Source organism: Bradyrhizobium sp. USDA 4506, from assembly GCF_054058795.1.
In genome coordinates this window covers 5,002,122-5,020,971 of record NZ_JBSSBM010000002.1, presented here as the reverse complement: position 1 = coordinate 5,020,971, position 18,850 = coordinate 5,002,122, and the positions used below count along the sequence as shown (strand labels likewise).

General features: G+C 65.6%; 20 protein-coding genes and 1 tRNA gene. 8 read left to right on the top strand and 13 right to left on the bottom strand.

The genetic code is table 11. The features are described from left to right. Window positions 1–13: 13 nt before the first annotated feature. Both ACVIHF_RS26005 and ACVIHF_RS26000 read right to left on the bottom strand, forming a co-directional pair. Complete coding sequence (locus tag ACVIHF_RS26005; RefSeq protein WP_456792747.1) at window positions 14–1,285, bottom strand: cytochrome P450; 1,272 nt, start codon at window positions 1,283–1,285, stop codon at window positions 14–16. A 242-nt stretch (window positions 1,286–1,527) separates the two neighbouring features. Beyond that, window positions 1,528–1,902: a hypothetical protein gene (locus tag ACVIHF_RS26000; RefSeq protein WP_225160563.1), complete on the bottom strand. Its 375-nt coding sequence runs from the start codon at window positions 1,900–1,902 to the stop codon at window positions 1,528–1,530. Window positions 1,903–2,168: 266 nt separating this feature from the next. Between ACVIHF_RS26000 and ACVIHF_RS25995 the strand changes: the two genes are divergently transcribed. After that, on the top strand, window positions 2,169–3,320 hold the full coding sequence (locus ACVIHF_RS25995) for a DUF898 family protein (RefSeq protein WP_310880306.1): 1,152 nt from the start codon (window positions 2,169–2,171) through the stop codon (window positions 3,318–3,320). Between the two features lie 4 nt (window positions 3,321–3,324). Continuing rightward, on the top strand, window positions 3,325–4,443 hold the full coding sequence (locus ACVIHF_RS25990) for a M48 family metallopeptidase (RefSeq protein ID WP_310880176.1): 1,119 nt from the start codon (window positions 3,325–3,327) through the stop codon (window positions 4,441–4,443). A 25-nt stretch (window positions 4,444–4,468) separates the two neighbouring features. Here the strand turns inward: ACVIHF_RS25990 and ACVIHF_RS25985 are convergent, their stop codons facing one another. Beyond that, on the bottom strand, window positions 4,469–5,617 hold the full coding sequence (locus ACVIHF_RS25985) for an ABC transporter substrate-binding protein (protein ID WP_456792746.1): 1,149 nt from the start codon (window positions 5,615–5,617) through the stop codon (window positions 4,469–4,471). Between the two features lie 451 nt (window positions 5,618–6,068). On the opposite strand from ACVIHF_RS25985, the gene ACVIHF_RS25980 reads away from it, so the two are divergent. Further along, on the top strand, window positions 6,069–6,281 hold the full coding sequence (locus ACVIHF_RS25980; protein WP_310880175.1) for a hypothetical protein: 213 nt from the start codon (window positions 6,069–6,071) through the stop codon (window positions 6,279–6,281). Window positions 6,282–6,433: 152 nt separating this feature from the next. On the opposite strand, the gene ACVIHF_RS25975 is transcribed toward ACVIHF_RS25980, so the two are convergent. The 4 genes from ACVIHF_RS25975 to ACVIHF_RS25960 form a co-directional block, all read right to left on the bottom strand. Continuing rightward, a complete protein-coding gene (locus ACVIHF_RS25975) occupies window positions 6,434–7,429 on the bottom strand; it encodes a LysR family transcriptional regulator (RefSeq protein ID WP_253607295.1) in 996 nt (331 codons plus the stop codon). An 87-nt stretch (window positions 7,430–7,516) separates the two neighbouring features. Continuing rightward, complete coding sequence (locus tag ACVIHF_RS25970; protein WP_256558659.1) at window positions 7,517–8,548, bottom strand: MerR family transcriptional regulator; 1,032 nt, start codon at window positions 8,546–8,548, stop codon at window positions 7,517–7,519. A 297-nt stretch (window positions 8,549–8,845) separates the two neighbouring features. Further along, a complete protein-coding gene (locus tag ACVIHF_RS25965) occupies window positions 8,846–9,646 on the bottom strand; it encodes a DUF2927 domain-containing protein (protein WP_253607297.1) in 801 nt (266 codons plus the stop codon). A 107-nt stretch (window positions 9,647–9,753) separates the two neighbouring features. After that, window positions 9,754–10,329: a L,D-transpeptidase gene (locus ACVIHF_RS25960; protein ID WP_310880174.1), complete on the bottom strand. Its 576-nt coding sequence runs from the start codon at window positions 10,327–10,329 to the stop codon at window positions 9,754–9,756. 388 nt (window positions 10,330–10,717) lie between these two features. On the opposite strand from ACVIHF_RS25960, the gene ACVIHF_RS25955 reads away from it, so the two are divergent. Together ACVIHF_RS25955 and ACVIHF_RS25950 are read left to right on the top strand one after the other, a co-directional pair. After that, window positions 10,718–12,265, top strand: coding sequence for an acetolactate synthase large subunit (locus ACVIHF_RS25955; protein ID WP_456792745.1), 1,548 nt, complete (start codon window positions 10,718–10,720; stop codon window positions 12,263–12,265). Between the two features lie 50 nt (window positions 12,266–12,315). Then, complete coding sequence (locus tag ACVIHF_RS25950; protein WP_168858521.1) at window positions 12,316–12,852, top strand: hypothetical protein; 537 nt, start codon at window positions 12,316–12,318, stop codon at window positions 12,850–12,852. 455 nt (window positions 12,853–13,307) lie between these two features. On the opposite strand, the gene ACVIHF_RS25945 is transcribed toward ACVIHF_RS25950, so the two are convergent. Continuing rightward, window positions 13,308–13,547, bottom strand: a complete 240-nt coding sequence (locus ACVIHF_RS25945; RefSeq protein WP_225160571.1) for a hypothetical protein — start codon at window positions 13,545–13,547, stop codon at window positions 13,308–13,310. 171 nt (window positions 13,548–13,718) lie between these two features. Here ACVIHF_RS25945 and ACVIHF_RS25940 point away from each other — a divergent pair, with 171 nt between their 5' ends. Beyond that, window positions 13,719–13,859, top strand: coding sequence for a hypothetical protein (locus ACVIHF_RS25940; protein ID WP_168858519.1), 141 nt, complete (start codon window positions 13,719–13,721; stop codon window positions 13,857–13,859). A 70-nt stretch (window positions 13,860–13,929) separates the two neighbouring features. Here the strand turns inward: ACVIHF_RS25940 and ACVIHF_RS25935 are convergent, their stop codons facing one another. Next, a complete protein-coding gene (locus ACVIHF_RS25935) occupies window positions 13,930–14,301 on the bottom strand; it encodes a DUF4118 domain-containing protein (protein WP_057019306.1) in 372 nt (123 codons plus the stop codon). A gap of 177 nt (window positions 14,302–14,478) precedes the next feature. On the opposite strand from ACVIHF_RS25935, the gene ACVIHF_RS25930 reads away from it, so the two are divergent. Then, window positions 14,479–14,784 (top strand): hypothetical protein, encoded by a 306-nt coding sequence (locus tag ACVIHF_RS25930; RefSeq protein WP_456792744.1) that lies wholly within the window; start codon window positions 14,479–14,481, stop codon window positions 14,782–14,784. Window positions 14,785–15,000: 216 nt separating this feature from the next. Here ACVIHF_RS25930 and ACVIHF_RS25925 read toward each other — a convergent pair. From ACVIHF_RS25925 to ACVIHF_RS25915, 3 genes are all read right to left on the bottom strand, one after another. Beyond that, window positions 15,001–15,075, bottom strand: a tRNA-Val gene (locus ACVIHF_RS25925). Window positions 15,076–15,188: 113 nt separating this feature from the next. After that, complete coding sequence (locus tag ACVIHF_RS25920; protein WP_456792743.1) at window positions 15,189–16,472, bottom strand: hypothetical protein; 1,284 nt, start codon at window positions 16,470–16,472, stop codon at window positions 15,189–15,191. A gap of 237 nt (window positions 16,473–16,709) precedes the next feature. Continuing rightward, window positions 16,710–17,315 (bottom strand): DUF1134 domain-containing protein, encoded by a 606-nt coding sequence (locus tag ACVIHF_RS25915; RefSeq protein ID WP_016843676.1) that lies wholly within the window; start codon window positions 17,313–17,315, stop codon window positions 16,710–16,712. A gap of 153 nt (window positions 17,316–17,468) precedes the next feature. Here ACVIHF_RS25915 and ACVIHF_RS25910 point away from each other — a divergent pair, with 153 nt between their 5' ends. Next, a complete protein-coding gene (locus ACVIHF_RS25910) occupies window positions 17,469–17,933 on the top strand; it encodes a YHS domain-containing (seleno)protein (protein WP_456792742.1) in 465 nt (154 codons plus the stop codon). Here ACVIHF_RS25910 and cysQ read toward each other — a convergent pair whose 3' ends face one another. Continuing rightward, window positions 17,934–18,761 carry a 3'(2'),5'-bisphosphate nucleotidase CysQ gene (cysQ, locus tag ACVIHF_RS25905; RefSeq protein ID WP_456792741.1) on the bottom strand — a complete coding sequence of 276 codons (828 nt, stop codon included), beginning with the start codon at window positions 18,759–18,761 and terminating at the stop codon, window positions 17,934–17,936. Between the last annotated feature and the right edge of the window lie 89 nt (window positions 18,762–18,850).

Sequence of the window (18,850 nt, the reverse complement as noted above, 5' to 3'; positions counted from 1 at the left end):
GGCTCGCGACGCGTCAGGCGGCGATGCGCACTGGCAGCGTCTCGTAGCCCTTGATGAAGCTGGAATACACCCGCTGCGGCTCCTCCACCACCTCGATGGTGTCGAAGCGCTTGAGGATCTCCTCCCAGATGATCTTGAGCTGCAACTCGGCAAGCCGCAGGCCGACGCAGCGGTGGATGCCGAAGCCGAACGAGATATGGGTGCGCGGCCGGGCGCGGTCGATCAGGAACTCGTAGGGCTTCTCGATCGCTTCCTCGTCGCGGTTGCCCGAGACGTACCACATCACCACCTTGTCGCCCTCCTTGATCTGGCGTCCGCGGAACTCGTAGTCGGCGAGCGCGGTGCGCCGCATATGGGCGAGCGGCGTCTGCCAGCGGATCACCTCGGGCACGAAGCTGTCGATCAGCGCCGGGTTCTCCCGCAGCTTGCGGTACTGCTCCGGATGCTTGCTCAGCGCATAGATGCTGCCGGACAGCGTGTTGCGCGTGGTGTCGTTGCCGCCGACGATCAGCAGGATCAGATTGCCGAGGAAGTTCTTCGGGTCCATGTTCCGCGTGGCGTCGCTGTGCGCCATCATCGAGAGCAGATCGCTCTTCGGCGGCTGGCTCGCGCGCTCCTTCCACAGCCTTGCGAAATAGCTCGCGCATTCCATCAGTTCGGCCTGCCGCTCGTCTTCGGTGGCGACGAGGCCGCCGGCGCCGGGCAGGGTGGTCGCGACGTCGGACCAGCGCGTCAGCTTGCGGCGGTCTTCCCAGGGGAAGTCGAACAGCACCGCGAGCATCTGGGTCGTGAGCTCGATCGAGACCTTGTCGACCCAGTCGAACACCTCGCCGCGCGGCAGATTGTCGAGGCACTCGGTCGAGCGCTTGCGGATGTTGGTGGCGAGCTCGTCGAGGTGCGTCGGCGTGAACATCGGCGCCACGGTCTTGCGCTGCGCGGAATGGCGCGGCTGGTCCATCGCGATGAAGCTTTCGCGGCGCAGATCCGGCGGTACGTCGCGGATGGTGATGCCGCCGAGCGAGGCGGCCGAGGAGAACACCGAGTGGTTGGTCTCGATGTCCATGATGTCGTTGTAGCGGGTGATCGACCAGTACGGACCGAACATCGAGTCCTTGCAGTAGTGCACCGGGTCCTCGCGGCGCAGCCGGTCGAAATACGGCCAGAAGGTATCGGTCTTGAACAACTCGGGATTGCCGGGATCGTAGTCCGAAAGCGCAAGCGAGTTGGCGCGTTCGCGTGCGGCGTCCAGATTCGTGTTGTCGACGAGATCGATGGTCCCGTGCATGAGCGGCTCCTCAACCGTTTGAGCTGCCGGGGCATGGCCGGCGCGGCATGTTTTACCGAATTACATTCTCATTCCGCGGTTTGCGCAAGGGCTCTCGACGCGCATTTGGCCGCATTGATGTCAGGCCAAAGCGGCCGAATCCGGGCTTTTCCGGTGGGGAAGGGGCCGCGGCCGCGACCACGCCCGTTTGAAACGGCGTTTGATTGGGTCGGGGGGCGGCGTGCGAACGGTGCGGGTGCCGTTTATTGACTGCCGGTTTTCTCGCCGGCGGGCTTTTCGCAGGGGTAGGTGTCCTGCATCCCCCACAGCAGCAGGAGAGCGATCACCATCTCACCTTTCGCCGAGCGCTTGTCGGCGGACTTGAGCATGATCTCTTCGGTCTGCTCGCTGCTCAGTGCGAGGTCGTCGGGCATGCAGAACAACAATTGGCCGCCATGCCGTTTCAGCCAGGCATTGGACGCCATCAGGCCGCCCCTGACGCCGTCGAGGTACATGTGATTGAAGATGCGGAAATTCTCACTCTTTGGATTGCGATAGGAATCCAGCCGCACGTCGACGGCAGCGGCCGGAGCTGCCGTGAGCGCCAGGAGGCATGCCGACAGGATCCATCTGGTCATCGCTGCGGTTTCCTCGCTTTGCGGCGGCGTCTTCGCCTCCATCGCCTGATCGTTAAGTATGTCATTGCCGCCCGGGGGTTCGACGCCGGCGGTCGATCGAGGACTGCGCGCTTTCCGGCATTGCCGTTAAGGCATGGCCAACCGCATCCCGCCAAAAATCGGCCGGCGATCTCGACCTTGTGTGAAACCTGGATCACACTCGCGACGACAAATCTGTGCTTTTGATACCCAGAGATTGTCCCGCCAGGAGCCATCCCGTGAACGACATGAGCTGGACCCCGCTGGGTCCGCCGCAGCCGCCTCCGCAACCGGCCCCGCCGCCGATGCCGGTGGCGTTTTCAGGGAACCGGAAGGAATTCTTCCGCCTGGTTGCGCGCGGCGCCGGGCTCGAACTGGTCACGGTCGGCTTCTACCGGTTCTGGCTCACCACCGACATCCGCCGTCATCTGTGGTCGAACAGCCAGATCGATGGCGACGCGCCGGAATATACCGGCCGCGGCAAGGAGCTCCTGATCGGCTTCCTGGTCGCGCTCGCGATCCTGGTGCCGATCTATCTCGGCTATTTCCTGATCGGCATCGAGGCGGAGCATCTCAAGGCGTTCGCCTCGCTGCCGCTGGTCGCCTTCTTCTATTTGTTCGGCCAGTTCGCGATCTATCGCGCGCGGCGTTACCGCCTGACCCGCACGGTGTGGCGCGGCGTCCGCTTCTGGATGAGCGGCTCGGGCTGGGTCTATGCGCTCAAGGCTTCGCTCTGGGGCGTGCTGGTCGTGATCACGCTCGGCCTCGCGCTGCCGTGGCGCGAGGCGGCGCTCGAACGCTACAAGATGCGGCACTCCTATTACGGCGACCTTCAAGGCTCGTTCGACGGCCGCGGCTGGGAGTTCTTCAAGCGGGGCTGGTGGCTCTGGGTCCTGATGCCGTTCGCGCTCTACAGCACGATCTTCGCCCCGTTCGCCTATGCCGCGTTCAAGGCGGTCGAGTGGCGCTGGTGGCTGTCGGGAATCCGTTTCGGCGAAGTGAGGCTGGAGTCCACGCTCCGCCGCGGCGCGCTGATCGGCCTGTACTGGAAGGTGATCGGCTGGGTCATGCTGCTCGGCGTGGTGTTCGTGGCCTATCTCGCGCTCTGCACCTTGCTGGTCGCCAGCATGGACGGCTCCTCGATCGCGGACTTCTTCAGGACCGAGGCGTTCGCCAAGAGCATTCCGCTGATCGTGCTGCTCGGCATCGGCTACCTCGCCTTTGCGCTGGCGCTGAACGTGGTGTTGCGCGTTTATCTGATGCGCGATCTCTGGGTCCGGGTGCTGTCCTCGACCATCGTGCACAACATCGGCGCGGCCGCCAACGTCACCGCGCGCGGCGAGCTCGCCAACGCGCTCGGCGAAGGCTTTGCCGACGGCCTCGACGTCGGGGGCTTCTAGCTCCATGGAATCCGATTCCGGTCAGACCAATTCCGCGGCGCCGGCTCCCGGCGGCGTCTTCTTCGACGGCCTGTCGAACCGGCGGCGCATCGTCGCACTCAGACTGTCCGACGCACTGGAGATCCGCGAAGACGGCGCACTGCTCGCGCGCTGGGTGTTTCACGACATCCGCCGCGCCGACAGCCCGTCCGGCCTGTTGCGGCTGAGCTGCCTGACCGCACCGCCTTTGGCGCGGCTCGACATCCGCGACGCCGGGCTGATCGCCGCGCTGGTCGCGCGCTGCGATACGCTCGAGGAAGGGCTGCCGAACCGCAGGGGCGTCGCCGCGATCGTCGGCTGGTCGCTCGCGGCCGCGGTGTCGATCGTGCTGGTGGTGCTGTTCGGCGTGCCGCTGGCCGCCGAGCGGCTGACGCCGCTGGTGCCCGACTCGTTCGAGCGTCGCATCGGCGATGTCGCGGAGGCGCAGGTCAAGGTGCTGTTCGACGGCAAGCCCTGCAGCAACCCGGCCGGCCAGGCGGCCTTCGCGAAGCTGGTCGGCAAGTTGCGGCAGTCCGCGGGCTTCGACACATCGGTGCAGTCGGGCGTGCTGGCGACATCGGTGCCGAACGCCTTCGCGCTGCCCGGCGGCAAGGTCTATCTGTTCGACGGGCTGCTGGAGAAAGCCGAGAACCCCGACGAGATCGCCGGCGTCCTGGCGCATGAGCTCGGTCATCTCCGGCACCGCGACAGCATGCGCGAATTGATCCACAACGGCGGCACCTCGTTCCTGATCGGGCTGTTGTTCGGCGATGTCACCGGCTCCGGCGCGCTGATCTTCGCCTCGCGCTCGCTGGTGACGTCGTCCTATTCGCGCGACGCCGAGACCAACGCGGACAGCTTCGCGATCGAGACCATGCACAAGCTCGGCCGTCCGGCCAAGCCGATGGGCGAGCTGATGTTCCGCGTCACCGGCAAGGAGGGCGGCAAGGGGCTCTCGCTCGTCTCCAGCCATCCCTTGACCGAGGACCGCCTCGCGCGCATGGACAAGGCCGATGCCGCCAGCCGCCCCGATGGTCCGCCGCTGCTGTCATCGGCCGAATGGCAGGCGCTGAAGGGCATCTGCAGCGGCGCCGGCAAGGTGTGACGGCGCAGCCGCCGACGGTCGCTCTCTACTTCACCAGCCGGAACTTGCCGCCCTCGACCTTGATCAAGAACGCCGAACGCTCGTCATAGCCGTTGTGATCGGTCGGGCTCATGGTCGAGAGGCCGTTGTTCAGGTAGACGTCCTTGCCGCGCTCGAGCTCGTCGCGCAGCGCGGCGCGGAATTCCGCCGTGCCGGGCTTTGCGGTCTTCAGCGCATTCGCCGCCGCCCGCTTGAACAGCGTGACGGCGTCCCACAGATGCGCGCCGAAGATGTTCGGCTTCTGCCCGTTGGCCTTCTCGTAGGACGACACGAACTCGTCACGCACCTGGCGGAACGGATCGTTCGCCGGCAGATCGTCGGCGATGGTGAAGGCTTCGCCGGTGAAGATCGCGCCCTCGACATTGGCGCCGCCGAGCTTGATGAACTCCTCCGAGGCCACGCCATGGGTCTGGAAGATCTTGCCGGCATAGCCGCGGCTGCGCAGCGCCTCCTGCGGCAGTACGGCGGGCGTGCCGGCGGAGGCGATGAACACCGCTTCCGGATTGGTCGCGATCACCTTGAGCGCCTGGCCCATCGCGCTGGTGTCGGCCCGCGCATAGACCTCATGCGTCGTCACGGTGAGGCCGAGCTGCGGGGCGAGCCGCGACACCTCCTTGTAATAGCCTTCGCCATAGCCGTCGGAGACGCCGATATAGCCGAGCGTCTTGATGCCGGACTTGGCGATGTATTTCAGGATCGCCGCCGCCATCAGGTCGTCATTGGGCACCACCTTGAACGCCCAGCGGCGGCGGTCGTCCATCGGCTGCACGATCGCGGTCGCCGCCGCGAGCGAGATGATCGGCGTCTTGCTCTCCACGGCGACGTCGAGCATCGGCATAGTCACCGGGGTGAGCGAGGAGCCGATCAGGATATCGACGCCGTCCTGGATCACGAGGCGCCGGGCATTCTGCGTGCCCTTGGTCGGGTCGGACTCGTCGTCGAGCGTGATATAGGTCACCTTCTCGCCGCCGATCTCCTTCGGCAGCGCGGCGATGGTGCGCATCTGCGGCTGGCCGAGCGCCGAGCCCGGTCCGGATCCGGACACCACGACGCCGACCTTGATGTCGGCACGCGCGCCCGGCGCGATCAGGATCGCGCTCGCAAATGTCAACAGTCCGGCCATGGCCAGCTTCATTGCAATTCCTCCCAGCAGGTTCTTTTTATCTGCGGCCGATGATAGCCGACCGCCGTCCGGTCGCGCATCATATTGATTTCGCCCGATCCGTCTGTCCCCCTGATTGGGGACATTGGGCGGCGCGGGCAGGGTCTGCGCCTGCTCGAGTTCTGCCCTGATCGGTCGGGGTGCCGAAACGGGGAACGGGGATGGCGAGGCCGACATCGTCCGGAGCTCTTGAGCGGGATCCGCCCGTCCTCAACCTCGCGTTTACCAATCCCTTAAAGGCCGTGAGAACCAGTTTCCCTAATCGGGCGGCAACGACCTGCTGTTATTGAAGGACAGGAAAAGGGAGTACGAACCATGTTCAGCATTGTTCGGATCCTCGTCTTGATCGCATGTGCACATGCGGGATCCGTGGTTGCGGAAGTGCAGTGGGACGGCGCGCAGTCATCGCCAGCGGTCCACGTCCATGATTGAGCCTCATCCGATTGCGTCCGAGCACGCGCGCGCCATCTGCGAAGAGATTGGCGAACGGCTGCGCTATGCCCTGCGCGGCGATTACGCCGATCTGCCGCCAAGGCTGCGCGAGCTGGTCAACGAGCTCGCTCTGCAGGATTGTGAAGCGCCGTCGCTGGTGCCCACGATGGCGGCGATGACGAGACCGTTGGTCGTCGCGGCCTAGGTCATCGCCTCACGACGATCTGCCGATCCGCCGGCGTGCCCTTCAAGAGCTACAATCAGTGCACGGAAATCGGACTGAATAACGGTTGGGGAAGCGGTGAAGTCGCCGCGTACTGCAGCACCCTTGCGTTGAAGTAGGGAACAGAAGCCCGCTTACACGTTCTTCGCGACCTTCCGCGTCCGCGTTGGCCCGGCGCCGGCGATCGCCGGCTTGATATTCCATACCGCGCGCACGCTTGCGAAGGCATGGGCGATCACCGGCTCCTGGCGGCGGGCGGCGAGGCTGGCGAAGGAGAGATCGCAGGTCAGCTTCACCTTGTCGACGACCACGAACTGATGCGGCCGCGCCATCCGCGGCGCCAACACGTTTTCGCGTGCGAGGCTGAGGCAGAGGCCGGACTCGACGAAGTCGATCATCGCCTCTTCCTGGTCGGTGTAGCCGATCCGCTTCGGCAATGCGCCGAGCGGGCGGAAGATGTCGTCGAGCAGCCGCCGGTGGCCGGAGTGCGGCGGTGTCGCGAGCCAGGGCAGCTCGGCGAGCTCGGCCCAGCCCTTGCCCATCACCCGGTCGCGCCAGGCGATCGGTGCGATCACCCGGTAATCGTAGCAAAGCAGCGGGGCGAGCTGGTAGCGGCCGTCGACGATGGTCCGTTCGGTGAAGCTGTGATGGACGAGCTGGTCCTGTGGCGTGGCGTCGACATAGTAGCCGACGTCGAGTTCGCCGCGGCCGATCTGCGCCAGCACGTCGTCGCTCACGCCATGGCGCAGGAAGACTTCGGTGCGCTGAGAGGACATCGCAAGGCTGCGCACGAACGGTCCGAGCCGGGTGAATTCGGGGTCGAGGATGGTGCCGACGCGCAGCGTGCCGCGCTGTGCCTCGTTCAGCGAGTCCGCCATCGCCTTGAAATCGGAGGCGGCCGCGACCGCCCGGTGCGCCAGCGGCAGCAGCGCGGCGCCGGCCTCGGTCAGGGTGAATCCGGCAGGTGTGCGGTTGAACAGCTGCAGCCCGGTGCTTTCCTCGAGTGCCTTCAGCTGCAGGCTGACCGCGGGCTGGGTCAGTTTCAGCATCGCCGCTGCGCGCGATACCGTGCCCTCACGGGCAACCGTGATGAAGCAACGCAAGGCCTGGGTACGGGGAAGCTCGATCATCGCACGTGCTTATAGCACACTTTTTTTGCGCGCATCCGACCTGCGTCGTGCATTGTCATACGATTATAATACAACCAATGCGAGAAGTCAGGACGGCCGCCACGCGATCGTGCCTTCGGTGCGCGCGCGGACCTCGGGCGAAGCAAGGCAGGTCGCGACCGCTTCATAGCCCGCCGCGCCAGGGACGGGCGTAACGCAGATCGGCCGGCTGTGATTGGCGGGGCACAGGATGATCGCTTCATCGTCGCCGACCGCGTCGAGATCCAGGATCGCGTTGGAGCGAGTGAGGAAGAACAGCGGCCGGGCCTCGGGTCCGCGGCGGCGCAGATGCGCGATGACGGCTTCCTGGCTCGCCGCATCGAGCCCTTGCTCGAGCATGTCGATCACGAGGATCGCGTCGTCGCCGGCCTCGAGCGCCGCGAGCAGGGCGGTCAGCGCCGGCGAGTCCACGGCGCCGTCGGCCAGCAGGGTGGCAAGGCTCGCCGCGACCCTGGCGTCGTGCGCCGGATCGGCATCGAGGCGCGCCCGCACGGCCGCGCCGCCGTCGGCCGCGCGGTCCAGCCCGACGAAGCTGGCGCCGGGCACGGCTTCGGCGAGCCGTTGCGCAAGGCGCGTCTTGCCGCTGCCGAGCGGGCCGACGATGTAGTTCAGCCGTTTGATGTCGCGCAGCTCGAAGCGCTCGCCGCCCCACGGCCACGGCAGATCGAACGCGACGCCGATCGCCGGCCGCGTCCGGACCGCACCGATGATGTCACCGGTCGCGGGCATCCTGCCGCCGCCAAGGTCGGCGCGCAGGCGGCGCAGTTTGGCGATGCTGTCGCCGCATTGGCGGATGCGCGCTTCGAGCATGGCCTCGTGCGCGGCCAGCACGCGGCCAAGGATGACGGCGTCGCCGTTCAGGATGCGCGCGACTTCACCGATGCTGAGGCCGAGCGCGCGCAGCTCGACGATCTCGGCGCCGCGCGCCATCTCGGCCGGACCATAGGCGCGCCATCCCGCCGGCGTGCGGCCGGGCGCGATCAGGCCGCGCTCCTCGTACAGGCGCAACGCTTTCGCGGAGATGCCGAGCTGTCTTGCAGCTTCGGACGGGCTGAGGAAACGGGCGGCAGCAGCATTCATCGAATCACCTCGCGTCGTCTGACCGCGCCTCTATGGAGGCGGCCGCAGGGGCAAGGTCAAGCGGGGAGGTGGGACCCGTCCACGGGCGGCTCCCTCACTCGCGCAACACACTCGATGTCGTCCCTGCCTAGTGCGCAATTGCGCACGGGAGCAGGGACCCATAACCACAAATGTTGATTGTTATGCACCGCTGGAACGACGAGTCCCGTCAACAACATCTGCCGCGGAGTATGGGTCCCGGCCTGCGCCTGGACGACGGCGGTATGTGTCGCGAGCGCCTGCGCTCATCGCCCACCCTCACTCCAGATGGTTCACCTTCGCCACCCAGGCGCGGACGTCGGCGAGGACGGCGGGCAGCACGGCCTTGACCTCCTGCACGGTCATGCCGGGCTTGATGCGGGGGTCGTAGAGCAGGTTGAGCAGATATTGGTCGTAGAGGTCGAAATAGCCCATCGAGACGTTGTCGTTGAACATGGTCCACGGCACGGTGGCGGTGTCGTTGATCGGGCCGAGCGACTGCAACAGCTCCTCATAGGCGCAGTCGAGGAAGACGAAATCGCCGTTGTCGACGGTGAGGATCACGTCGGAATGCTCGATCTCGTAGTTCTCGTTCTTGCGGAAGCCGGACAGGCATTGCGGGTCGAGCGAGGAGCGGATCTCCCTGGCGCGCTCCTGGCCGTAGAAGGTCGCGATCGTGCGGTACAGCTCGCGGTCGCGCACCAGCTTGACCACGACATTGGCCGCTTCGTTGTTCTCGGTCATCGCGATGTCGAGATGCTGCACCTTGCTGCGGATGTCGGCGACGACCCTGGCGAGCTGGGCCTTGCGGTCGGCGCGGCTGCCGTCGGCGAACACGCGCACCGGACTGTCATACTTGCGGATGCGGTCGACCCGCCCGGCGAGATGATATTCGGCACCGAACGCGGTTTTCAGAAAGCCCTCGACGATCTCGGCGTCGGTGAAGACCTTCTTCTCGTTGCGCTGGCGCGCGGCGATCGCCGGTACCTCGGTGGCGGCCGCGGGCAGCGCGGCATCAGCGAGGCAAGCGGCGAGCGTTGCGGCGAGAAGGACGAGGATGGAAGGACGGTGCTGGGGCATTGTGACAACGCTGCCGCAAGGCTTGCGGCAGCGCAAGGAGGGATCAAGGCGGCGGGATCAGCGATCTTGCCGAATGGCGGCGCCTGGTTCCGTTGAAATCGACGCGATCAGTTGTTCTTCACCACCACGGTGGTGCCGACCGAGACCCGACCATAGAGATCGGTGACGTCGTCGTTGGTCATGCGGAAGCAGCCCGACGAGACGGCCTGGCCGATCGTCTCCGGCTCGTTCGAGCCGTGGATGCGGTAGAGCGTCGAGCCGAGATACATCGCGCGCGCGCCGAGCGGGTTCTCGATGCCGCCGTTCATGTGGCGCGGCAGATCGGGGCGGCGGCGCAGCATCTGCGACGGCGGCGTCCACGACGGCCATTCCTTCTTTGCGGAGATGCGGTGGACACCGCTCCAGCGGAAGCCGTCGCGGCCGACGCCGATGCCGTAGCGCAGCGCCTGCCCGTTCGCCAGCACCAGATAGAGCCGGCGCTCGGCGGTGTTCACCACGACGGTGCCGGGGGCGTAGTTGGTCGGGTAGTTGACGGTGGTGCGCGGGATCGGGCTTGCGCCGCCGCCGCCGAAGAAGCTCGGGGCTTCGGACTGATAGCCGCGGGAGTCGAAGAACTGGGCGTTGGCCTGGCCGGCACCTGCCAGGATCGTGAGCGCGGCAAACATCAAGGCAATCGGGCGCATGGTCGTCGTCCTCGCGAACAATCAAATATGCAGTCAGAGAGGCCACAATTACCGGCGTTTCGCAAGCGACGAAGCCGTGACCTCAGGCATTTTCGAACAACACGGTTTAAAAAGGCAACAGATCGGAAGCGATACCTGCATTGTCCGGCCAAGCCTTTGACGAAGCGGCTGAAGAATGGTTGATCTGGAGCGTTTTCAAGCGAAGTGGGTACCGGTTCGCGTCAAGAAAACGCGACCAAACAAAAGCTGGAGCGTTTTCAAGCGAAGTGGCCACCGGTTCGCGTGAAGAAAATGCGACCAAACAAAAGGATACGAGCATGATCCGATTCGATCGGATCGGATCATGCTCTGAGCGACCTCAAGAACATCTCGAAACGGGAGCGAGAGCATGAATGGTGCGGAAAGTCTGGTGCGGACATTGGTCGCAGGCGGCGTGGATGTCTGCTTTACCAATCCCGGCACCTCGGAGATGCATTTCGTCGCGGCGCTGGACAAGGTCCCGGGCATGCGCTGCGTGCTCGGTCTGTTCGAAGGCGTGGTGACCGGTGCGGCCGACGGTTATTTCCGCATGAAGGGAACGCCGGCCTCGACGCTGCTGCATCTCGGGCCCGGCCTCGCCAACGGCCTTGCCAATCTGCACAACGCCAAGAAGGCGCATTCCGGCATCGTCAACATCGTCGGTCAGCATGCCACCTACCACATCGGCTACAATGCGCCGCTGACGTCAGACATCGAGGGCCTGGCGCGGCCGATGTCGTCCTGGGTGCGCACCTCGCCGGATGCCAAGTCGGTTGCGGCCGACGGCGCGGCCGCGATCGCCGCCGCCAGGAGCGCGCCGCCGCAGATCGCAACCCTGATCCTGCCGGCCGACACCGCCTGGAACGAAGCCGACGGCATCGCCGAGGTGCCCGTGGACACGCAGCGCCCGAGCTATTCGCCGCAGGCGGTCGATACCGCGGCGAAGATCCTGCACGGTGATGCCGCGCATACGCTGCTGCTCGTCACCGGCAGCGCGCTGACCGAGCACGGGCTGGCGCTCGCCGAGCGCATCGCCGGCAAGACCGGCTGCACGGTGATGGGCCAGACCTATCACCCGCGCATGGCGCGCGGCCGCGGCCGCTTCTCGATCAACCGCATTCCCTATGTGATCGAGCAGGCGTTGCCGATCCTGAAAAATTTCCGTCACATCGTGTTGGTCGAGGCCAACGATCCCGTGGCGTTCTTCGCCTATCCGAACAAGCCGAGCATGCTGAAGGCGGAAGGCTGCGAGGTGCATCGCATGACCGCCTGGGGCGAGAATTCGGTTGCGGCGCTCGAGGCGCTCGCGGGTGCGCTGCATGCGACCGCGCAGGACGTGAAGCCTCAGCAATTGCAGGAACTGGTCAAGCCGACCGGTGCGCTCGACCACGCCACGATCGCGCAGGCGATCGCGTGCGCGATCCCCGAGAACGCCATCATGGTCGACGAATCCGTCACCACGGGCCGCGGCTTCTTCCCGCCGACGGCAGCGGCCGCGCCGCATGACTGGCTGCAGAACATGGGCGGCTCGATCGGCTTCTCGACGCCGGTGGCAACCGGCGCCGCGGTCGCCTGTCCGGACCGCAAGGTGATCTGCATGGTCGGTGACGGCAGCGCGATGTACACGATCCAGTCGCTGTGGACCCAGGCGCGCGAAGGGCTCAACGTTGTGACCATCGTGTTCGCCAACCGCATCTATCAGATCCTGCGCGGCGAGTTCGACGGCGTCGGCGCCGGCGAGCCGGGCAAGCGGGCGCAGGACATGCTGAAGATCGATCGGCCGACGCTCGACTTCGTCGCACTCGCCAGGGGCATGGGGGTACCGGGCAGGGCGGTGACGACCGCCGACGAGTTCAACAAGGCGCTCGCGGAAGTCGTCGCGGAGCCGGGACCGCGGCTGATCGAAGTGCAGATGTAGAGGCGTAGCTGAAAGGCCGCGGCGGCGGCCCAGTCCAGTCGGAGGCGTCGATGCAGACCGAGCTGAACAAGGTGATCGCCGCCGTGGAGGAATTCTATGCGCAGGAGATGTTCCTGCTGGAGCGCGATCTTGGCGAGCGAACGCTCACTCACCGGCTGGCGGTCTATGTCGAGCGGCAATTTTCCGGCTGGCAGGTCGATTGCAACTACGACCGGCTCGGCGAGCGCACGCTGCGGCTGCCGCGCGGCTCGGGGAGCTCGACCGACGACCATCTCGGCAAGTCGATCTATCCCGATATCGTCGTGCATCAGCGCGACATCCCGAACAATCTCCTGGCCATCGAACTGCGCAAGGACAGCAATCACCAGCCGATCGAGCACGATCAGCGCAAGCTGCAGGCGCTGACCGATCCGAATGTCTGGTTTGCCTATGCGATGGGCGTGCTGGTGATCGTCGGACAAAGCGGGGTGAGCTTTACCGAGGTCTATGCCGGCGGAGCCATCGATAGCGCGACTTCGCTCTGGTTTGCCGAGCGGCTACGCGAGAGCGGGCTCGCGAACAGGCGCGACGATGGCGCTCCGCATTAAGTCTATTGGTGAATCTTTCCTCGCGTTTGCAGTGATAGCCCGTTTGGATCATGCGTCGCCCCTGCACGCGCGGCACAACAGAAGGTGCGGGAGGTGGAGCAATTCCTGGAGCTGGTGGTCAATTTTCAGAACGATCCGATGGCGGTGCGGATTATCAGCTCCGCAACTCTTTCGCTCCCCCTCCCGCACCTGAATTCGCTGGTCCAACGCTCGCTGGTCCAGCCTGCACTGATCCAACTTCCACTGCCCCAACTTTCCACTGCCCGAGGTGGTCGGCGCACTCGATTGCGACGCGACGGGCCGAGGCAACATCCGCACCGAGACAGTAAAAAGGCCGCCTTCGGGCGGCCTTTTCCGTGCTCGACAAGTCCGTGCTCGACAAGTCCGTGCTCGACAAGTCCGTGCTCGGCAAGTCCGTGGTCGCCAGTTGGATCACCGAGCGCGATTGTTTCTGTTTATTGCTTGGCGGCATCGCTGCCGGTCCCGGCAGCGCCGGTCGCGGCGGCACCGGTCTTGGCGCTCGATTTCTTGGCGGTCTTCTTCGCCTTCTTCTTCGGCGCCTTGGCCGCCTCGCCCTTGGTCGCGGTGTCGCCGCTTTGCGCGGCGGGCGCCGGGCTGCCGCCCGCCTTGTCCTGCGCGAGCGCGGTGGACGAGACGAAGGCAAGGGCGGTGGCGGCGAGGATCAGTGTTCGCATCGGATGTTCTCCCAAGTTGGTTTCCGGCGAGCCTCAACGGGACAGAATGTCGCAGGGTTCCGCGGCGCCGATCAGCAGTCCGTGAGCTCTGCGTGAACGGCATGGCCGCCGCGGAACCGGGAACCGGGCGCCGCGTTATCTGGCCGGGCAGGAGTTCCGAGGAGAGACGCCATGCGCTGGCGGTCAATGACGGAAACCACCAATACGGTGCTCGACACCGCCCCCGAGGACACCTTCTACGCGGCGGGCTGGACCATCAGCGGCGTGGCAACGCTGGCCACCATCGTCGCGATCTGGATGTTCGGGATCTGAGAGCGAACGATCCACGACAAGGCAACCGGTGCGCTATCGCCGGCGGCCGGGTCGCGGCTTGGGTCGTCCGCTACTTCCGCAGAATTGCCAGCGCTTCCCGATAGAGCTGCGAGAAACAGACCAAGAGCGCACTCGACAGCAGGAACATCGCCAGGCTGTCATAGTCGCCGGCCGTCGGCCAGCCGAACTCGAAATAGGGCGGCATGAACGCCCACCAGACGATCGGTACCGTGATGATGGTCGCAAACGCGCCGGCGGGCGCGCCGCCCATCAGGCCGGCGATCAGGATCGCCGGCACGAAGCCCGCGAAATAGAATTGCATGCCGAAGCTCGAGAACATCTCCTGGGTCGCGGTGGCCAGCACCACCGCAAGCAGGGCGACGACGAATGTCGACAACGACCAAGGCCGCAGCTTCAAAATGTAGTCGTTGCCCTTGCGCATCCAGACTCCGGCCCCCGCGAGTTCCGGGAAGGTAGCCGAGGAGGCCTGCAAACAAAACCCCGTACGATTCCGAGGGGCAGGGTTGTGCTCGATACAGTGAAAAGGAACCGGCCCGGTCAAGCCGCCGCCGCATTGTCGCGCATATTGCATTGCGGCACGGTGATTGGGGGCAACACGATGCTCGAGCTTCTGATTGTCGCTCTCGTCGCCGGGATCGGTTTCATCTCGGGGTACGGCGCACGCGAGCTGATCTCGCGCCGGCGGCGGCGATCCGCCCCGCGCGCTCACATTCGTGCGCCGCAGGTTCGCGCCGCGAATGACGACAGCTCCGCCTCCGGCTGGTATCGGCGGACCGGCACGCAGGACGCCGTTCATGCCATCCCGCCACCCGACGAACTCGACGGCGCGGTTCGCGACCTGCTCGGCGAGCTCAGCCGGCGCACCGCCAACCCGCCACCCGCCCCGCACCGCCGCCGGCAGTGAGCCGGAATGCCGGGCCGCATCGCCGAGATCGGCGCCGCTGGCCTGCCGGTGTTTTGCGCGACGAGTTAATTCAAAATTCGGAAATGGCGTAACCCGTTGATCCGGCTCGCCTCGGCTACTTTGCATGGGGTTGTTTTCGACATTTTTGTGAGGCGGTCCCGGAGGACAGCAGAATGTCGACAATCGTTCGCACCTGGCAGAGTTCAGGAGGCAGGATGGTGGACGCACAAGGGATCGAACCTTGGACCTCTCCCGTGTGAAGGGAACGCTCTCCCGCTGAGCTATGCGTCCGGGATGTGACGTGCCAAAGGCCGCTGGTCGGCGGCCGGTCGAGTGCGGCGCTTCGTCAGAGCGTGCGATTTACGAAGTGCCGGGTAGGGGTGTCAAGCCAAACCCTGCGGGAATTAAGCCCCTTGCTGGCGGGCGCGGGAGGCGTGTGACTGCAGCGCCCGGATGCGCTCGGCGAGCGTGCCGCCGCCCTCGGGCATCCCGCTGCCCGGTGAGGCGCCGTTGGCGGGCTTGGCCGCCGCCTTGGCCGGCACGGTCGGCTCCGCCGCCAGCATGGCCTCGATCGCCGAATTCGGGCCCTCGAGCTGGATCGCGAGCTTGGCCACCTCGGCGGCGATGTCGTTGATGCGCTCGCGCAGCAGCGCATTCTCCATCCGCTCGGTCGCCCAGGAGCTCTCGGCCTGCTGCTGGATCGCGTTGATGTCGCGCTGGAGCTTGCCGCGCTCGTCGCTGACGGTGCGCAGCTGCTCCTCGACTTGAGTCTTCTCCTGCCGCAGCTTGTCGAGCGCAGAGGATTTGCCGCCGCCCACTGCTGCGATCTCTTCGCGCAGCTCCTGCACCGTCCGCTCGGCGGCGGCGTTGGCCTGCTTCAACTGGCCGTTCTCGAATTCGCGCTCGGCAAGCAGCTTGCCCTGGGTCGCAAGCCGCGTTTCGAGGTCGTTGACCCGGTTGCCGAGCATCTCGGCTTCCTTGACCTGGGCGACGAGCTGGCGGTCGAGATCGGTGACGCGTTGGCTCAGATTCTCGACCCGGCCGCGTGCGTCGGTGAGATCGCGCGTCGCGGTTTCCGACTGGTTGCGCTCCTGGGCGAGGCGGGCTTCGGTTGCCGCGAATTCCCTGGCGGCATCGCCGACCCGGTTCTTCAGCTCCTCGACCTGGGTCCGCACCGCGACCAGTTCGACCTGGCGGCTGTCGGCGGTCATCGCGCGGTCGTTGAGCTCGGCGTTGATCTTGCCGAGCTCGCCCTGCTTGTCGGTCAGCGCCTGCTCGGCGTTGCGCAACAGCTCGGTCTTGGCCGAGAACTCTTCCTCGGTGGCGCGAAGCTGATCCTTCATCGCCTTTTCGCGCGCTTCCAGCGCGAAGATCGCGGCGTTCTTCTCGCCGAGCTCGATCTTCATGCGGTTGATCGCATCGGTCTTCTTGCCGAGCTCGGCGAGCTGGCTCGTGGTCTTGCTCTTGAGCTGGTCGACGCTCATCTCGAGCCGGCGAGCCGACATGGCGAATTCGGCGCGGAGCTGGTCCTTGTCGGCCTGGATCTCGGCCATCGACAGCGGGGTGGCCGCCTCCATGCGGCGCGTGGTCAGCCGTACCGCCCGGTTGTGCACCAGCGGAACGATCATCAGGCCGCACAGCATCGAGATCAGGAAACCGATCGCCGCGTACATGATCGGCTCGATCATGAAGGGTCACTCCAAGAAAAGAAGGAATTTGTTAATCACAATGCCACGGCGGGCCAGCCAAAGGCCAGCCCGATTGCCGCGTTAACCTGAATTGCTAACCGTGCCGGAGCGCCGGCCTCATCACCCGATCAGGGCTGCGACCTCGCGCTTCGTTCCGATTGAATCGGATCGAGGCTCCAGATTCTGTCCTGACGCGTCTTCTTGATGCGAACCGGCGTCCGCTCGGCTGGAAACGCTCTAGAACGGGTTCCAGGTCGCGCGCGGGGTGAATTTGAGATAGCCGACGCTGGCGCCGAGCCGCAAGCCGATGCCCGAGCGAATCGGGACTAGCACGATGTTGTTGGCGGTCAGCGCCGTCATGCCGAAGCCGCCGACGATATAGGCCGAGCCGTCGATGCCGACGAAGCGCTGATAGATCGCCTGGGTCGAGGGCAGATTGTAGACCAGCGTCATGGTCCTCGCGCCGTCGCCGCCCCAGTCGAAGCCGACCGAGGGACCCTGCCAGTAGACCCTGAGGTCGCCGGCGTTCTTGGTGTAGAGCGTGCCTTCGCCATAGCGCAGCCCGGCCACGAAGGCGCCGGAGCCTTCCTCGCCGAGCACATAACCATTGGGCAGGCCCCACTGGCTGACCGCGCGCTCGATGACCGAGGCGAGTCCGCGCGAGACATTGCCGAAGAACTTGTGTCCGGCATTGACCAATTCGTCGGGCCCGTAAGTATACGGGGTCGGTTCACGCTGCGGCGGCGGATATTGCGGTGGCGGGCCCTGCTGCGCGGACGCCCCTGCGCTCCAGCACATCAGCGCGGCAAACGCGACCGCGGCAAGGCGTGATGCGAAAGTCATTAAGAACCCCTGCTATCGAAATCCGGGCGCTGCCCTTTAACCTGATGCCAACAGGCACGGCTCTAGGTTGCGCCCGGTGTCCCCTCGACTCGGATGTTATCGGTATCAACTATGACGGCACAACGGCAGGAAAGATATGGATCGTGCCGGGGGATGGCGTTTTTCGGCCTGTTGGCGGGCATTTTGGCGGCCATCTGGCCCTCCTTGCCTGTTCAGGCCACCACAACCGAGCGCGTGGTGACGAACCGCTACTCCGGATTGGCAATCGAGGGATTCGATCCCGTCGCTTATTTCACCGATGCCGCCGCGGCCCAGGGGCGGCCGGAATTCGAGGCCGCAGAGAACGGCGTGGTCTGGCGTTTCCGCAACGAGGGCAACCGCGCTTCGTTCGTGGCGCATCCTGAAATCTATGGCCCGCAATTCGGCGGTTACGATCCGACTGATCTGGTGCGGGGCGTCACCTGCGCGGGCAATCCGCGATTCTGGGCCATCGTCGGGAACAGGCTTTACCTGTTCAACCGGGAACGCAGCCGTGACGCGTTCGCCGCCGATCCCGCGCGCTTTTTGAAGGAAGCCGCGGCGCGTTGGCCGGAGCTGGAAGACAATCTCGCGCAGTGATTACGGCGCCGCGGCCGGATCGCCCCAGGCAATGAACTCCGGCACCAGGAAGTCTTCGCGGCCGAGCCCGAAATGCAACGGGCTGCCGTTCGAATCGGTGACCTTGCCGCCGGCCGCAACGACGACTGCGTGCCCGGCCGCCACATCCCATTCCGATGTCGGCGACAGGCGGGGATAGATATCGACCTCGCCCTCGGCGACGCGGCCGAATTTGACGGCCGAGCCCAGCACGGCGCGGACCGCGCCGCCGCGCGCGTCGATGAAGGCTTCGGTGCGCGCATCGCCATGCGAGCGGCTCACTGCCACCGTCCATGGCGCGCCGCGCGGCGGGCAGGGACGGCTCTTGATCGGCACCCCCTGCGAAACCGCGCTGCCCTGCAGCGTCAACCGCTCCGCGCCCTTGCCGACGATGCCGCGCCAGATCAGCCCGAGTGCCGGTGCGCCGACGATGCCGAGCAGCGGCACGCCTTGCGTGACCAGCGCCACATTGACGGTGAATTCATTGCGGCCGGCGACGAACTCCTTGGTGCCGTCGAGCGGATCGATCAGGAAGAAACTGTCCTTGTAAGGCGGCGTCGCCAGATGGACGCGCTCCTCCGACAGCAGCGACACCTGCGGCGCGAGCCGCGTCAGGCCTTCGACGATGATGTGGTCGGCGGCGAGATCGGCCTCGGTGACCGGCGAACCGTCGCTCTTGCCGGTCACATTCATCGCGGAACGATTGACGGCAAGAATTGCCTCGCCGGCGCGGATCACAAGTTCGGTCAGTGATTCGAGCAGCGTGGCGGCGGCCTCGCAGCCGATCAGGGACGGCTGTGCCTTAATCATGAGGGGGTCTCATATCCTGTTTGTGTTCCCTGAGATCATGATGCGATGACGGAGCATCGCATCATGATCTCATCTCCTTGTTTGAGCAT

Bases quoted from the DNA above. Each gene is read 5' to 3' on its own strand.
- ACVIHF_RS25920 (WP_456792743.1), bottom strand. From the start codon at position 16,472: ATGATCGAGCCGATCATGTACGCGGCGATCGGTTTCCTGATCTCGATG.
- ACVIHF_RS26000 (WP_225160563.1), bottom strand. From the start codon at position 1,902: ATGACCAGATGGATCCTGTCGGCATGCCTCCTGGCGCTCACGGCAGCT.
- ACVIHF_RS25990 (WP_310880176.1), top strand. From the start codon at position 3,325: ATGGAATCCGATTCCGGTCAGACCAATTCCGCGGCGCCGGCTCCCGGC.
- ACVIHF_RS25915 (WP_016843676.1), bottom strand. From the start codon at position 17,315: ATGACTTTCGCATCACGCCTTGCCGCGGTCGCGTTTGCCGCGCTGATG.
- ACVIHF_RS25975 (WP_253607295.1), bottom strand. From the start codon at position 7,429: ATGATCGAGCTTCCCCGTACCCAGGCCTTGCGTTGCTTCATCACGGTT.
- ACVIHF_RS25970 (WP_256558659.1), bottom strand. From the start codon at position 8,548: ATGAATGCTGCTGCCGCCCGTTTCCTCAGCCCGTCCGAAGCTGCAAGA.
- ACVIHF_RS25950 (WP_168858521.1), top strand. From the start codon at position 12,316: ATGCAGACCGAGCTGAACAAGGTGATCGCCGCCGTGGAGGAATTCTAT.
- ACVIHF_RS25940 (WP_168858519.1), top strand. From the start codon at position 13,719: ATGCGCTGGCGGTCAATGACGGAAACCACCAATACGGTGCTCGACACC.
- ACVIHF_RS25960 (WP_310880174.1), bottom strand. From the start codon at position 10,329: ATGCGCCCGATTGCCTTGATGTTTGCCGCGCTCACGATCCTGGCAGGT.
- ACVIHF_RS25930 (WP_456792744.1), top strand. From the start codon at position 14,479: ATGCTCGAGCTTCTGATTGTCGCTCTCGTCGCCGGGATCGGTTTCATC.
- ACVIHF_RS26005 (WP_456792747.1), bottom strand. From the start codon at position 1,285: ATGCACGGGACCATCGATCTCGTCGACAACACGAATCTGGACGCCGCA.
- ACVIHF_RS25955 (WP_456792745.1), top strand. From the start codon at position 10,718: ATGAATGGTGCGGAAAGTCTGGTGCGGACATTGGTCGCAGGCGGCGTG.
- ACVIHF_RS25935 (WP_057019306.1), bottom strand. From the start codon at position 14,301: ATGCGCAAGGGCAACGACTACATTTTGAAGCTGCGGCCTTGGTCGTTG.
- ACVIHF_RS25910 (WP_456792742.1), top strand. From the start codon at position 17,469: ATGGCGTTTTTCGGCCTGTTGGCGGGCATTTTGGCGGCCATCTGGCCC.
- ACVIHF_RS25965 (WP_253607297.1), bottom strand. From the start codon at position 9,646: ATGCCCCAGCACCGTCCTTCCATCCTCGTCCTTCTCGCCGCAACGCTC.
- ACVIHF_RS25945 (WP_225160571.1), bottom strand. From the start codon at position 13,547: ATGCGAACACTGATCCTCGCCGCCACCGCCCTTGCCTTCGTCTCGTCC.
- ACVIHF_RS25995 (WP_310880306.1), top strand. From the start codon at position 2,169: ATGAGCTGGACCCCGCTGGGTCCGCCGCAGCCGCCTCCGCAACCGGCC.
- ACVIHF_RS25985 (WP_456792746.1), bottom strand. From the start codon at position 5,617: ATGAAGCTGGCCATGGCCGGACTGTTGACATTTGCGAGCGCGATCCTG.
- cysQ (WP_456792741.1), bottom strand. From the start codon at position 18,761: ATGATTAAGGCACAGCCGTCCCTGATCGGCTGCGAGGCCGCCGCCACG.
- ACVIHF_RS25980 (WP_310880175.1), top strand. From the start codon at position 6,069: ATGATTGAGCCTCATCCGATTGCGTCCGAGCACGCGCGCGCCATCTGC.